The sequence below is a fragment of the Neobacillus sp. 19 genome, from assembly GCF_049463095.1.
Classification (GTDB): Bacteria; Bacillota; Bacilli; order Bacillales; family Cytobacillaceae; genus Neobacillus.
The window spans coordinates 293,437-306,848 of record NZ_JBMPZU010000030.1 but is presented as its reverse complement, the minus strand read 5'-3'; the positions used below and the strand labels follow the sequence as shown (position 1 = coordinate 306,848).

Below are 13,412 nucleotides of genomic sequence, written 5' to 3'. Positions count from 1 at the left end.
GTGATGAGCCATAGAGCAAATCGTGTTGGAGAACAAATGAAGAAAGAACTTGGTGACATCATCGGTCGTAAAATTAAAGATCCCCGGATCGGCTTTGTGACAGTTACTGATGTTCAGGTAACAGGTGATTTGCAGCAAGCAAAAGTATATATATCGGTATTAGGTGATGAAGAGCAAAGGGAAAATACATTAAAAGGCCTGGCAAAAGCAAAAGGCTTCATCCGAACCGAAATCGGTCACCGTATTCGACTTCGAAAAACACCGGAAATCATCTTTGAATGGGATGAATCCATCGACTATGGAAATCGGATTGAAACCCTTCTACATCAATTGCATACCGATGACAAACCAATGGAAAAAAATGAAGAAGAATAGTGGATAGACATTTTGTCTATCCCTTTTTTAATTGAAAGGAGAATATTGAATGGAAGGAATTCTGCCATTATTTAAGCCTGCAGGACTAACATCACATGATTGCGTCTTTAAATTAAGAAAGATATTAAAGACAAAGAAGGTCGGTCATACTGGTACACTTGACCCCGACGTGACAGGGGTTTTACCTATCTGCATTGGAAAAGCAACAAAAGTAGCAGAATACATAACAGATGCCGGCAAAGCCTACGTTGGTGAAGTAACAATTGGTTTTTCAACAACTACTGAAGATGCTTCAGGCGAAGTAGTAGAAAGCCAAAACGTAGATCGGATTTTCACCAGAGAAGAAATTATCAAGGTGCTGGAATCGCTCACAGGGGAAATTGAACAAACGCCCCCTATGTATTCAGCTGTGAAGGTGGGAGGAGTAAGACTATATGAATATGCTCGTAAGGGAATCGAAGTAGAACGTCCCACGAGGAAAGTAACGATCTATTCCATCGAACTGCTTGATGACAAGGAGGAATTTCAAGGGGAGACTATCTCATTTCGGTTCAGGGTAGGCTGTAGCAAGGGCACATATATCCGAACTTTGGCTGTCATGATTGGTGAACTTTTAGGGTATCCTGCCCATATGTCCAATTTGCAAAGAGTTCAATCGGCTGCTTTTACGTTAGAGGATTGTTTAACCTTTGAAGAAATTGAAGAACATATGGAAGCTGGAACCATCTCTAGTGTGTTAAGACCATTAGAAACGGCACTTTCTCATTTGCCGAAATTACTGATTAATGATAAAGTAGCAGAGAAAGTGAAAAATGGTGCACAATTACCTGTACCTGACCACTTTAAAAATTGTGACGGACCTATTATCGCTGAAACGAATGAAGGGCTTGTCCTTGCTATCTATGCAAAGCATCCAAATAAGCCTGGACTTTTAAAACCAGTTAAAGTATTGAGGAATGATCAGGAATAAAGAAATTCGGAAGCTCCTCGGCGCTGGAGCCGGACAATTCTCGAAGTCGAAAATGATTAACTTTTAAAATAAGGGTACAGTCTAGAAAAGGTGAGTTTCAATTGGAAGTAATAAAACTTAATTTCCCATTAAATATAGACAAAGATAAAATACCGCAATTAGCAATGGCACTAGGCTATTTTGACGGTGTTCACCGCGGCCATCAGCAAGTCATTCTTGAGGCAAAGAGACAAGCTGAGTTGAAGGGGTTAGCGAGCGCAGTCATGACATTTGACCCTCATCCATCTGTTGTATTAGGAAAAAATAAAAAGCATGTTCAATATATAACCCCCTTAGCAGAAAAAATGGCAATCATTGAAGAGCTCGGGATCGATTATTTATTTATTGTCCATTTTACAGCAGAATTTGCCCATCTTCTGCCACAGGAGTTTATTGATCAATATGTTATTGGGCTAAATGTTCATCATGCAGTGGCGGGATTTGATTTTACGTATGGACGAATGGGAAAAGGGACGATGGAAACCTTACCATTTCATTCACGTGAAAAATTTACTTTTTCAGTCGTTCCTAAGTTTGTCCAGGATAATGAAAAGGTAAGCTCAACAAGAATTCGCCAGAATCTTAAAGAAGGTAGAACAATTGAGCTGCCAACACTTCTAGGAAGGTTTTATAGAACAACAGGAGTGGTCATTCATGGAGATAAACGCGGCAGAACAATTGGCTTTCCGACCGCAAATATTGAGATGTCAGCTGAGTATATTATCCCGCCCGTCGGCGTTTACGCAGTAAGAATGAAGGTTCAGCATGATTGGTATAACGGAGTTTGTAACGTTGGATATAAACCAACATTTAACAAGGAATCATTAAAATTGTCTGTTGAGGTTCATTTATTTGACTTTAATCAAGAGATTTATGGAGATGAAGTGGTAATCGAATGGCATCTTTACATTCGTAATGAACAAAAGTTTTCGGGGATCGAGCAGCTTGTTACACAAATAGAAAAAGATAAACAACAAACAATCGATTACTTTGAAAAAAATCGACAATCTTCCTGACATTGCCGCTAAAAAGTAGTTTTTCTTACAATATCATAAGGTTTTAACTTGCTTTTTGGCGTGAAAACATGTATTCTTAATTACGTATTAAAACAACCTTTGCTTGGCAAGTCGAGTCACCGACGCTTGCTCGGTAACAGGGGATATTAAAATTTGGAGGTGAACCTGGATGGCAATCACTCAAGAACGTAAAAATGAACTTATTAATGAGTACAAAACTCATGAGAACGACACAGGATCTGCAGAAGTTCAAATCGCTGTCCTTACTGAATCAATCAATAATTTGAACGAGCACTTACGCACACACAAGAAAGATCACCACTCACGCCGTGGTCTTTTGAAAATGGTTGGTAAACGTCGTAATCTTTTAACATTCCTTCGTAATAAGGATGTTCAACGTTACCGTGTGTTAATCAATAAGCTTGGTCTACGTCGTTAGTTTTCAGAAGCGGGATTTTTCCCGCTTTTTTGTTAGGTTTAAAACAATTAAAGAAATTTTTATACATATTTTTAAGACAGGACAAATTTGTGCATACTATAATTAATTTGATTGATAATATAAGCTTTTTTAGGCTTTTTTTATATGAATATAGATGAAAAACGATGATTACAGCGAATTATTTCGCATCATCCTCTAAGTGATTGGATAGAGAGGGGTAAAAATATGGAACAAACGAAACATGAATATTCGATGGATTGGGCTGGCCGTAAATTAACAGTTGAAATCGGCCAATTAGCAAAACAAGCAAACGGTGCGGTTCTAGTTCGCTATGGCGATACAGCTGTATTAAGTACAGCAACAGCTTCGAAAGAGCCGAAGAACCTGGACTTTTTCCCATTAACCGTAAACTATGAGGAGCGCTTATATGCTGTAGGGAAAATCCCTGGAGGGTTTATTAAACGTGAAGGGCGTCCAAGTGAAAAGGCAATTTTGGCGAGCCGCCTGATTGACCGTCCGATTCGTCCGTTGTTTGCGGATGGATTCCGTAATGATGTACAAGTCATTAGTATTGTAATGAGTGTTGATCAAGATTGTTCAACAGAAATGGCAGCAATGTTTGGATCTTCCTTGGCACTTAGTACTTCAGATATTCCATTTGAGGGTCCAATTGCCGGTGTTGTTGTTGGCCGGGTAAATAATGAATTTATCATCAATCCAACAGTTGACCAGGCTGAAAAAAGTGATATTCATTTAACAGTTGCCGGAACAAAAGATGCGATTAACATGGTTGAAGCAGGAGCGCTGGAAGTCCCTGAGGAAATCATGCTTGAAGCGATTATGTTTGGTCATAATGAAATCAAACGTTTAATTGAGTTCCAAGAGAAAATTGTCGCGGAGATTGGTAAAGAAAAAAGGGAAATCACCCTTTATGAAATTGACAAAGACCTTGAAACAGAAGTAAGAAATTTATGTGAAGCTGACATGGTAAAGGCGATTCAGGTTCAAGAAAAGCATGCTCGTGAAGATGCAATTAAAGAAGTTAAGAATGTTGTTATTGCCAAATTTGAAGAACAAGAAGCAACAGACGAAGATATGAAGCAAGTGAAACAAATTTTGGACAAGATTGTTAAAGGGGAAGTACGCCGTTTAATTACTGTGGAAAAGGTTCGTCCGGATGGCCGAAAGATTGATGAAATCCGTCCATTATCTTCACAGGTTGGTATTTTGCCTCGTACACATGGCTCAGGATTATTTACCCGCGGGCAAACGCAGGCCTTAAGTATTTGTACTCTTGGGGCAATGGGTGATGTTCAGATTCTTGATGGATTAGGAATTGAGGAAGAAAAACGCTTTATGCATCATTATAACTTCCCATCCTTTAGTGTTGGTGAAACTGGACCAATCCGTGGACCAGGCCAACGCGAAATTGGGCACGGGGCACTTGGAGAAAGAGCGCTTGAGCCAGTTATTCCGTCTGAAAAGGATTTCCCATATACCGTCCGACTTGTTTCAGAAGTGCTTGAATCGAATGGTTCTACCTCACAAGCAAGTATTTGTGCAAGTACATTAGCGATGATGGATGCAGGTGTACCGATTAAGGCACCTGTTGCCGGTATTGCCATGGGACTTGTAAAATCAGGTGAACATTATACAGTTTTATCTGATATTCAAGGGATGGAAGACCATTTAGGAGACATGGATTTTAAAGTTGCAGGAACAGCAAAAGGCGTTACCGCATTGCAAATGGATATTAAAATTGCAGGTCTTTCCCGTGAAATATTAGAAGAAGCTCTGCAGCAGGCAAAAGTGGGAAGAATGCACATTTTGGATTCCATGCTTGCTACTCTTACAGAACCAAGAACAGAGCTATCCCAGTTTGCTCCGAAAATCTTAACAATGACAATCAATCCGGATAAAATTCGTGATGTCATTGGACCAAGCGGTAAGCAAATTAATAAAATTATTGAAGAAACTGGTGTTAAGATCGATATCGAGCAAGATGGTACCATTTTTATTGCTTCAACTAATCAAGAAATGAATCAAAAAGCGAAAAAGATTATTGAAGATCTTGTTCGTGAAGTTGAAGTGGGACAAATGTATCTTGGTAAGGTGAAACGAATCGAAAAGTTTGGTGCCTTTGTTGAAATCTTTGCCGGTAAAGACGGTCTTGTTCATATTTCTGAACTTGCTGAAGAGCGGGTAGGGAAAGTGGAAGATGTTGTGAAGATTGGCGACGAACTCTTAGTAAAGGTTACCGAAATTGATAAACAAGGCCGAGTTAACTTATCACGTAAAGCTGTATTAAAAGAGACACGGGAAAAGGCAGAAGAAAAGCAATAATTAGAAATACAGAAATATGAAAATCTGAGTGAATGAAAAAGTCAGGGATTGCCCCTGACTTTTTCCATATAAGAAGTTAACTTTCCATCAGGAGCAAGCCGTTTTTTCTCTGTTCTACCTTGTCCCTTTTATACATAATCTGTATGGAAGGGGGAAAGGTAGATGAAAAAGGCTATTATTTTAATTGTAATTTGTTTGGCTGCGGTGATTACAGTGAACATCCCCATAGTGGATAAGTACGTTTCCGCGTTAAAAGAATCGGCCCTGCCAGCAGCAAAGCAGTCAGATCCTTTATATCAAAGTATAGTTAAAAATGCTTCTACATATGAACAGCCATTTTCCGATGCGAAGGTTGACACTGTCTGGAAGGCCATTCCCGGTTACAATGGACTCAAAGTTGATATTGCAGCTTCGTATAAAAAAATGAAGAGCAAAGGCGTATTTGATGAAAAGAAACTAGTATTTATCCAGACAAAACCAAAAGTTCATTTGCAAGATTTACCGCCTTCTCCGATTTATAAAGGTCACCCGGAAAAACCGATGGTGTCCTTCATTATTAATGTTGCGTGGGGTAATGAATATTTATCGGATATGCTTGCAACCCTAAAAAATCATAATGTATCAGCAAGTTTTTTTCTTGAAGGGAATTGGGTCAAAAAGAATCCAGACCTTGCAAAAATGATTGTGAGCGCGGGCCATGAAGTAGGAAATCATTCCTACTCCCATCCAGATATGAAGCAGCTGACTGCCTCAAGGGCAAGGGAAGAAATGATCAAAACAAACGAAATTATCGAAGCAGCCACAGGGAAGAAATGTACATGGTTTGCCCCGCCCAGCGGAAGCTATCGGGATGAGACAATTACTATTGCAGCCGAACTAAATATGAAAACAGTAATGTGGACAGTAGATACGGTAGATTGGCGCAAGCCTGCTCCTGATGTTCTTATTAACCGTGTCATGTCTAAAATTGATAAGGGTTCAATGGTACTTATGCATCCAACTGAATCAACGGCAAAGTCACTTGACCGGTTGATCACCCTAATTGAGAAAAAAAATTTACAAATCGGTACGGTTACCGAATTAATGGATGAGGAAAGAATTATTAAATAATTTAAGTAAAATTCATCCGAAAAATTGGAGAAAATATCTTTTAGAAATTATAATTAATAATTGGAGTAGTAGCGTCTGCGACAGGAGGAAGTCGATGATTAATAAATACACTTGCCAAAACGGAGTTAGAATTGTATTAGAAAATATCCCAACCGTACGATCAGTTGCTATTGGAGTATGGATTGGAACAGGTTCTAGAAATGAGGACCCACAAACAAACGGGATTTCCCATTTCTTAGAGCATATGTTTTTTAAGGGAACCGCTACACGTTCCGCAAAGGATATTGCTGAATCTTTTGACAGCATTGGCGGGCAGGTAAATGCTTTTACATCAAAAGAATACACATGCTACTATGCAAAGGTTCTAGATACTCATTCTAAATTTGCCTTAGACGTATTAGCTGATATGTTCTTTAATTCAACATTTGTGGAAGAGGAATTAAACAAAGAAAGAAATGTTGTTTTGGAAGAAATCAAAATGTACGAAGATACACCGGATGATATTGTCCATGATTTATTGAGCAGGGCTGTTTTCGAAGATCATCCGCTTGGTTACCCAATCCTGGGTACAGAGGAAACCTTAAAGACATTCACAGGGGAATCACTTAAGGAATATATTCAAGAACGTTATACCCCGAAAATGTGGTTATATCGATCGCTGGAAATGTTTCGGAAAGTTTTATCCAAGAAGTTGAAAATTACTTTGGGTCCTATCAAGGCGGGGCAAAAGAAACACCTGAAAATGTTCCGTCCTTTCATTCAAATAGAATATCAAGGGAAGAAGGATACCGAGCAGGCCCATTTATGTATAGGTTTTGAAGGATTAAAGGTTGGTCATGAAGATATTTACAGTTTAATTACACTCAAATAATATTTTGGGCGGAAGCATGAGCTCAAGACTATTCCAAGAGGTACGTGAACAAAGGGGCTTAGCTTATTCAGTTTTCTCCTACCACTCTGCCTATCAGGATAGCGGAATTGTGACTGTCTACGGTGGAACCGGTGCGAAGCAGCTGGATGTTTTATTTGATACCATCCAGGAGACACTTGAAAAATTAAAGCATGATGGAATCACCGAAAAGGAACTAACTAACAGTAAAGAGCAGCTGAAAGGCAGCCTAATGTTAAGTTTAGAAAGTACAAATAGCCGAATGAGCCGTAATGGTAAAAATGAACTCTTATTGAAACGTCATCGCTCACTTGATGAAATTATCGAACAAATCGATGCAGTTTCTAAAAACAGTGTCGATGAAATGGCAAAAGCCATTTTTACTGACCAATATTCTGTAACGCTTATTAGTCCTGATGGGGAATTCCCAAATAAATAATGGTACGTATTAAGAGGCATTCCATTGGGATGCCTCTTTTCATATTTGATAAGAAATTATAAATTCCACTTTGAGAATTGTCCAGCTCCAGTGCCCTAGCGGCTAGTGTCCTTCGCACTCCGCCCTACGATAAGTCAACATCGAATCGCCACCGGCTCTTCGTGTTTCCTTTATCTCAGTTGGAGCGCTCCACAAGGAAGGCTTCGGCAGCATAGGCACCGCACGAAGAAAAAGCGTTAGCTTTTTCGGGGAGGCCATACGCCGCTGATCAGGGCGCTTCCGCTTTTCTTATTCTAAAATTGGACGTCCCTTTATAAACTAATAGAAAAGGGGATGAGGGGGCTTTTACAGTGAGGTTAAGTGAATTAAGTGGAAAAGAAATTGTGGATGTAAAAAAGGCGGAACGTCTAGGAGTCCTTGGGCAAACCGATTTAGAAATTAATGAAGGAACCGGTCAAATTCAGGCACTCCTGATTCCTTCATTAAAATGGTTTGGGTTTCGGAAACAAGCAGGAGAAATTAGGGTGCCATGGCAGCATATAAAAAAAATCGGAACGGACATGATCATCATTGATGTTCCGGATGAAGATCAGTGAAAATATAAGAGAAAAAGCCCAAGCAAACTAACCGTTGCTTGGGCTTTTTTCATTTCTCAAGATGGAAAACTCACCGAATGAAGTAATCTTACATAAGATGTTGGAGTGAGTAGAAGAAAAGGATTTTATTATCAATTTTTAAAGGACTTTTAAAAAAAGAAGGTGAATGTTTTCATGCTGACAGGGATGCAGATAGCCGTGATTGGCGGGGATGCCAGACAGCTGGAAATCATCCGCAAGTTAACCGAATTAGATGCGAGATTATCGCTTATTGGTTTTGAACAGCTCGATCACGCCTTTACAGGTGCGGTCAAAGAAAAGTTGGATGAGGTTGATTTCTCGACGATAGACGCTCTTATTTTGCCTGTAGCCGGTACAAATCCGGAAGGTCAGGTAGAAACGATTTTTTCGAATGAAAAAGTGATTTTAACAGAGGATATCCTTTCAAAAACTCCTGAACATTGCACGATTTATTCAGGAATCAGTAATTCATATTTAAATGGAATGATAAAGCAGTCGAAAAGAACGCTAGTACAGCTATTTTCGCGAGACGATGTAGCTATATACAATTCGATTCCTACTGTGGAAGGAACCATTATGATGGCCATACAGCATACTGATTTTACCATTCATGGTTCTAATATCACCATTTTGGGGTTAGGAAGATGTGGTATGAGTACTGCAAGGGCCTTTCATGCGCTTGGTGCAAAAGTAAAAGTTGGAGCACGAAAAAGCGAGCATCTTGCCAGAATTACTGAAATGGGTGTAACCCCATTCCATTTAAGCGATATCACCAAAGAAGTTTCGGGAACGGATATTTTAATCAATACCATTCCCTATCCAATTGTAAGTGCAGCCGTTATAGCAAAGTTACCAGCCCATACATTGGTTATTGATATTGCTTCAAAACCAGGCGGTACAGATTTCCGATATGCTGAAAAACGTGGAATTAAGGCATTGCTCGCTCCGAGTTTGCCTGGTATTGTTGCTCCAAAAACGGCCGGTATCATTCTTGCTGATGTTCTAGTACAACTGCTCCAGGATGATCTGATAAACCGAAAGGGGAAAGTGAAATGAGTTTAAAAGGGAAAAGAATCGGCTTTGGTCTCACTGGCTCACATTGTACCTATGATGCAGTTTTTCCGGAAATCGAAAAGTTGGTTCTGGCCGGCGCAGAGGTCATGCCAGTGGTAACTTTTACAGTAAAAAATACGGAAACCCGATTTGGAAGAGGAGAGGATTGGGTTCAAAGAATTGAAGATTTAACAGGCCATAAAGTTATTGATTCGATTGTGAAAGCAGAGCCTTTAGGTCCGAAAATTCCGCTTGATTGTATGGTTATTGCGCCATTAACAGGCGTTTCCATGAGTAAATTTGCGAATGCTATGAACGATAGTCCTGTATTAATGGCTGCAAAAGCAACATTAAGAAATTTAAAACCTGTCGTTCTGGGGATTTCAACGAATGATGCACTAGGATTAAACGGAGTAAACTTAATGAGATTAATGGCAACGAAAAATATTTATTTTATTCCATACGGGCAGGATGATCCAGTTAAAAAACCAAACTCGATGGTTGCCAGAATGACATTGTTGTCTGAAACGGTGGAGGCAGCTATCGAAGGGAGACAGCTCCAGCCCGTCCTGGTAGAAAGATATAAAGATTCTGACTAACTTCCCCCTTCTGCATCAAAAAAGGTTATTTCTTTATAAGAATATGTTAAAATAAATTAATCTTTCAACAGGGGGGGACTTTCCCCCTTCTGATATGATTTAATTAATGAAATAACCAGGAAAATATTGTGGAAAGATTGAAAGGGGAAACTTAGAAATGAATCAGCAAAATGGATATCATGTTGCCGTAGTAGGAGCAACAGGAGCAGTTGGACAACAAATGATCCAAACATTGATCAAAGAGAACTTTCCAATCGGAAAACTTACCCTCTTATCCTCAGCTAGGTCAGCGGGGAAAGTAATAAATGTAAATGGTGAGGAAATTACGATACAAGAAGCAAAGCCGGAGAGCTTTGAAGGTGTAGATATTGCCTTATTCAGTGCTGGCGGCAGTGTTTCTAAGGAACTTGCCCCAGAAGCAGTAAAACGCGGCGCCATCGTCGTGGACAACACTAGCGCATTTAGAATGGATGAAAATACACCATTGATCGTTCCTGAAGTGAACGAATCGGACTTGCATCATCAAAACGGGATTATTGCAAACCCAAATTGTTCAACAATCCAAATGGTGGTTGCTCTTGAACCAATTCGTCAAAAGTATGGATTGAAAAAAGTCATTGTCTCCACATATCAAGCCGTTTCAGGTGCAGGTGCTGCGGCGGTGGAAGAATTAAAGGCACAAACAAAGTCGATTTTGACTGAAGAACCATTTGAACCAAAAATTTTACCAGTCTCATCAGATACAAATCATTATCAAATTGCGTTTAATGTGATTCCGCAAATTGATAAATTCCAAGATAATGGCTATACGTTTGAAGAAATGAAAATGATTAATGAAACCAAAAAAATTATGCATTTACCAGAGTTACAGGTATCAGCAACTTGCGTCCGTCTTCCGGTTGCAGTCGGCCATTCTGAATCCGTCTATTTCGAAATAGAATCAGAGAACGTAAGCGCAAATGAAATTAAAGCATTATTACAAGATGCACCGGGTATTGTCTTGCAAGATGATCCGGATAATCAAGTATATCCAATGCCTGCTCATTGTGTAGGGAAAAACGATGTTTTTGTAGGACGTATTAGAAAAGACATCGATGAAGACCGTGGTTTCCACATGTGGGTTGTTTCGGATAATCTGCTAAAAGGTGCTGCTTGGAATTCAGTACAGATTGCAGAAAGTTTAGTAAAACTAGGTATCGTAAAATAAGTTACCTTTCCAAAAAAGGCAGGTTTTGGTGTCACCATGAAAATTATTGTACAAAAGTTTGGCGGTACATCCGTTAAAGATGAAGAGAGCAGGAAACACGCGCAAAGTCATATCGAAAAAGCACTTGCCGACGGCTACAAAGTAGTCGTTGTCGTCTCGGCAATGGGAAGAAAGGGTGACCCCTATGCAACCGATACACTTTTATCGTTAATTGGGGGCAACCTAAGCAAAATCTCAAAACGGGAGCAAGATTTATTATTGTCCTGCGGCGAGGTTATTTCTAGTGTTGTTTTTTCAAATATGCTATTGGAAAGTGGAATGAATGCAATCGCATTAACAGGAGCTCAAGCAGGTTTCCGTACGAACAATGACCATACAAATGCAAAGATTAACGAAATGAAATGTGATAGGCTGCTTAGGGAACTTGAGAACCATGATGTTGTAGTGGTTGCCGGGTTCCAGGGAGCTGCTAAGAATGGCGATATCACCACCATAGGGCGGGGGGGGAGTGATACGTCCGCTGCCGCGCTGGGAGCGGCTCTAAATGCCGAATGGATAGATATTTTTACCGATGTGGAAGGAATTATGACGGCCGATCCGCGGATTGCAGAAAATGCCCGGCCGCTTTCCATAGTTACCTATACCGAGGTGTGCAATATGGCCTATCAGGGGGCGAAGGTGATTCATCCCCGAGCGGTGGAAATTGCCATGCAGGCAAAAGTGCCGATTCGCATCCGTTCCACTTATTCCGACAATCTAGGAACATTGGTTACCACCTTAAATAAAGATAAGCGTGGAAGTGATATTAGAGAACGCACCGTTACGGGGATTGCTCATGTTTCAAATGTCACGCAAATAAAAGTCTTTGCTAAAAAGGATCAATACAACCTCCAGGCAGAAGTTTTTAAAGCAATGGCAAATGAAAAAATCAGTGTAGATTTTATCAATATCTCGCCAAATGGTGTAGTCTATACGGTCACAGAGGAAATGACGGATCGGGCAATCAGGGTCTTAAACGACTTAGGACATGAACCTGTAATTGAACGCTATTGTGCCAAAGTGTCTGTTGTTGGTGCAGGAATAGCAGGGGTACCGGGGATTACCTCCAAAATCGTTACAGCGTTGTCTGACCATAGCATTCGTATTTTGCAATCAGCAGATAGTCATACCACCATTTGGGTATTAGTTAAGCAGGATGACTTAGCCAAATCTGTTAATGCCTTGCATGATGCCTTTCAATTAGAAGATGAATCGATTGAGTTTAATCTTGCCGATTTGTAAATAAGGAAATAGGTAAATGATGGAGTAGTTAAGTGAATGAATGCGATACAACAAATTATTGGTATTCTGTTGTATTGAAAGGAGTAGGAAAATGGTTCATTTTGGGCGAGTTTCCACGGCAATGGTAACCCCTTTTGATAAAAATGGGCATATAGACTTTGCTAAGACCACTCAGTTAATTAATTACTTGATAGAGAATGGAACAGATTCCCTTGTGATTTCAGGTACTACGGGAGAATCACCAACGTTATCCAAAGAAGAAAAGCTGGCACTCTTTAATCATGTTGTTAAAGTGGTGAAGAAAAGGATCCCAGTCATTGCCGGCACTGGAAGTAATAATACGTATGCATCAATTGAATTGACGAAAAAAGCAGAGCAGCTTGGTGTGGATGCGATCATGGCTGTAGCACCATATTATAATAAACCAAATCAAGAAGGTCTGTACCAGCATTTCAAAGCGGTTGCGGAAGCAACAACACTTCCGGTCATGGTATACAATATTCCTGGCAGGTCTGCTGTAAATATTCGTCCGGAGACGATTATTCGACTATCTGAGATACCTAATATTGTGGCTGTGAAGGAAGCAAGCGGTGATTTAAACGCCATGACACGTATTATTGCCGATACGGATGAGGATTTTGTTTTATACAGCGGGGATGACAGCTTGACAATCCCGGTTCTTTCTATTGGCGGAGCAGGAGTTGTTTCAGTTGCTTCTCATGTAATTGGAAACGATTTGCAAGCAATGATTAAAGCTTATTTTGATGGAGAAAATGCCAAGGCTGCAGCATACCATCAGCAATTGCTGCCAATCATGCAGGGCCTATTTGCCGCACCAAGCCCTGCCCCAGTTAAAACAGCATTACAAGTATCGGGATTGGATGTTGGGTCTGTCAGGCTGCCACTTGTCGGTTTAACGGAACAGGAACGAACGACATTGATTTCTTTATTGAAAAATAAATAAAAAATATCCATGGGCATACCGAAATATAGTGCGGTATGCCCTTTTTTCATCCGTTTGATCGTTGTGATGAA

At 40.0% G+C, this 13,412-nt stretch carries 12 protein-coding genes and 1 pseudogene; all 13 read left to right on the top strand.

What is annotated here, in order from left to right:
- Positions 1-3: 3 nt before the first annotated feature.
- The 13 genes and pseudogenes from rbfA to dapA all read left to right on the top strand — a co-directional run bounded on the left by rbfA (position 4) and on the right by dapA (position 13,341).
- Positions 4-375, top strand: coding sequence for a 30S ribosome-binding factor RbfA (rbfA, locus tag ACO1D1_RS08945; RefSeq protein ID WP_149869607.1), 372 nt, complete (start codon positions 4-6; stop codon positions 373-375).
- A 49-nt stretch (positions 376-424) separates the two neighbouring features.
- Positions 425-1,345, top strand: a complete 921-nt coding sequence (gene truB, locus ACO1D1_RS08940) for a tRNA pseudouridine(55) synthase TruB (protein WP_423335642.1) — start codon at positions 425-427, stop codon at positions 1,343-1,345.
- 101 nt (positions 1,346-1,446) lie between these two features.
- Complete coding sequence (gene ribF, locus ACO1D1_RS08935) at positions 1,447-2,400, top strand: bifunctional riboflavin kinase/FAD synthetase (RefSeq protein ID WP_149869609.1); 954 nt, start codon at positions 1,447-1,449, stop codon at positions 2,398-2,400.
- A gap of 169 nt (positions 2,401-2,569) precedes the next feature.
- Positions 2,570-2,839, top strand: coding sequence for a 30S ribosomal protein S15 (gene rpsO / locus ACO1D1_RS08930; protein WP_149869610.1), 270 nt, complete (start codon positions 2,570-2,572; stop codon positions 2,837-2,839).
- Between the two features lie 225 nt (positions 2,840-3,064).
- On the top strand, positions 3,065-5,182 hold the full coding sequence (gene pnp, locus ACO1D1_RS08925) for a polyribonucleotide nucleotidyltransferase (protein ID WP_423335641.1): 2,118 nt from the start codon (positions 3,065-3,067) through the stop codon (positions 5,180-5,182).
- 162 nt (positions 5,183-5,344) lie between these two features.
- Positions 5,345-6,292 (top strand): polysaccharide deacetylase family protein, encoded by a 948-nt coding sequence (locus ACO1D1_RS08920; RefSeq protein WP_423335640.1) that lies wholly within the window; start codon positions 5,345-5,347, stop codon positions 6,290-6,292.
- 94 nt (positions 6,293-6,386) lie between these two features.
- A pseudogene (locus ACO1D1_RS08915) lies at positions 6,387-7,620 on the top strand (M16 family metallopeptidase).
- 350 nt (positions 7,621-7,970) lie between these two features.
- Positions 7,971-8,216: a YlmC/YmxH family sporulation protein gene (locus ACO1D1_RS08910; RefSeq protein ID WP_149869614.1), complete on the top strand. Its 246-nt coding sequence runs from the start codon at positions 7,971-7,973 to the stop codon at positions 8,214-8,216.
- Positions 8,217-8,390: 174 nt separating this feature from the next.
- The gene (gene dpaA / locus ACO1D1_RS08905) at positions 8,391-9,293 is read left to right on the top strand and encodes a dipicolinic acid synthetase subunit A (protein ID WP_423335639.1); all 903 of its coding nucleotides are present in this window, start codon (positions 8,391-8,393) and stop codon (positions 9,291-9,293) included.
- Positions 9,290-9,889 (top strand): dipicolinate synthase subunit B, encoded by a 600-nt coding sequence (dpaB, locus tag ACO1D1_RS08900; protein ID WP_149869616.1) that lies wholly within the window; start codon positions 9,290-9,292, stop codon positions 9,887-9,889. The genes dpaA and dpaB overlap by 4 nt, the downstream gene beginning before the upstream one ends.
- Positions 9,890-10,046: 157 nt before the next feature.
- Complete coding sequence (asd, locus tag ACO1D1_RS08895) at positions 10,047-11,096, top strand: aspartate-semialdehyde dehydrogenase (RefSeq protein WP_423335638.1); 1,050 nt, start codon at positions 10,047-10,049, stop codon at positions 11,094-11,096.
- Positions 11,097-11,132: 36 nt separating this feature from the next.
- On the top strand, positions 11,133-12,377 hold the full coding sequence (dapG, locus tag ACO1D1_RS08890; protein ID WP_149869618.1) for an aspartate kinase: 1,245 nt from the start codon (positions 11,133-11,135) through the stop codon (positions 12,375-12,377).
- A gap of 91 nt (positions 12,378-12,468) precedes the next feature.
- A complete protein-coding gene (gene dapA, locus ACO1D1_RS08885) occupies positions 12,469-13,341 on the top strand; it encodes a 4-hydroxy-tetrahydrodipicolinate synthase (RefSeq protein ID WP_149869619.1) in 873 nt (290 codons plus the stop codon).
- Positions 13,342-13,412: the final 71 nt, after the last annotated feature.

Excerpts from the sequence above, each read along its gene's own strand:
- dpaA (WP_423335639.1), top strand. The coding sequence starts at position 8,391 with ATGCTGACAGGGATGCAGATAGCCGTGATTGGCGGGGATGCCAGACAG.
- ACO1D1_RS08920 (WP_423335640.1), top strand. The coding sequence starts at position 5,345 with ATGAAAAAGGCTATTATTTTAATTGTAATTTGTTTGGCTGCGGTGATT.
- rpsO (WP_149869610.1), top strand. The coding sequence starts at position 2,570 with ATGGCAATCACTCAAGAACGTAAAAATGAACTTATTAATGAGTACAAA.
- rbfA (WP_149869607.1), top strand. The coding sequence starts at position 4 with ATGAGCCATAGAGCAAATCGTGTTGGAGAACAAATGAAGAAAGAACTT.
- dapG (WP_149869618.1), top strand. The coding sequence starts at position 11,133 with ATGAAAATTATTGTACAAAAGTTTGGCGGTACATCCGTTAAAGATGAA.
- pnp (WP_423335641.1), top strand. The coding sequence starts at position 3,065 with ATGGAACAAACGAAACATGAATATTCGATGGATTGGGCTGGCCGTAAA.
- dpaB (WP_149869616.1), top strand. The coding sequence starts at position 9,290 with ATGAGTTTAAAAGGGAAAAGAATCGGCTTTGGTCTCACTGGCTCACAT.
- truB (WP_423335642.1), top strand. The coding sequence starts at position 425 with ATGGAAGGAATTCTGCCATTATTTAAGCCTGCAGGACTAACATCACAT.
- asd (WP_423335638.1), top strand. The coding sequence starts at position 10,047 with ATGAATCAGCAAAATGGATATCATGTTGCCGTAGTAGGAGCAACAGGA.
- dapA (WP_149869619.1), top strand. The coding sequence starts at position 12,469 with ATGGTTCATTTTGGGCGAGTTTCCACGGCAATGGTAACCCCTTTTGAT.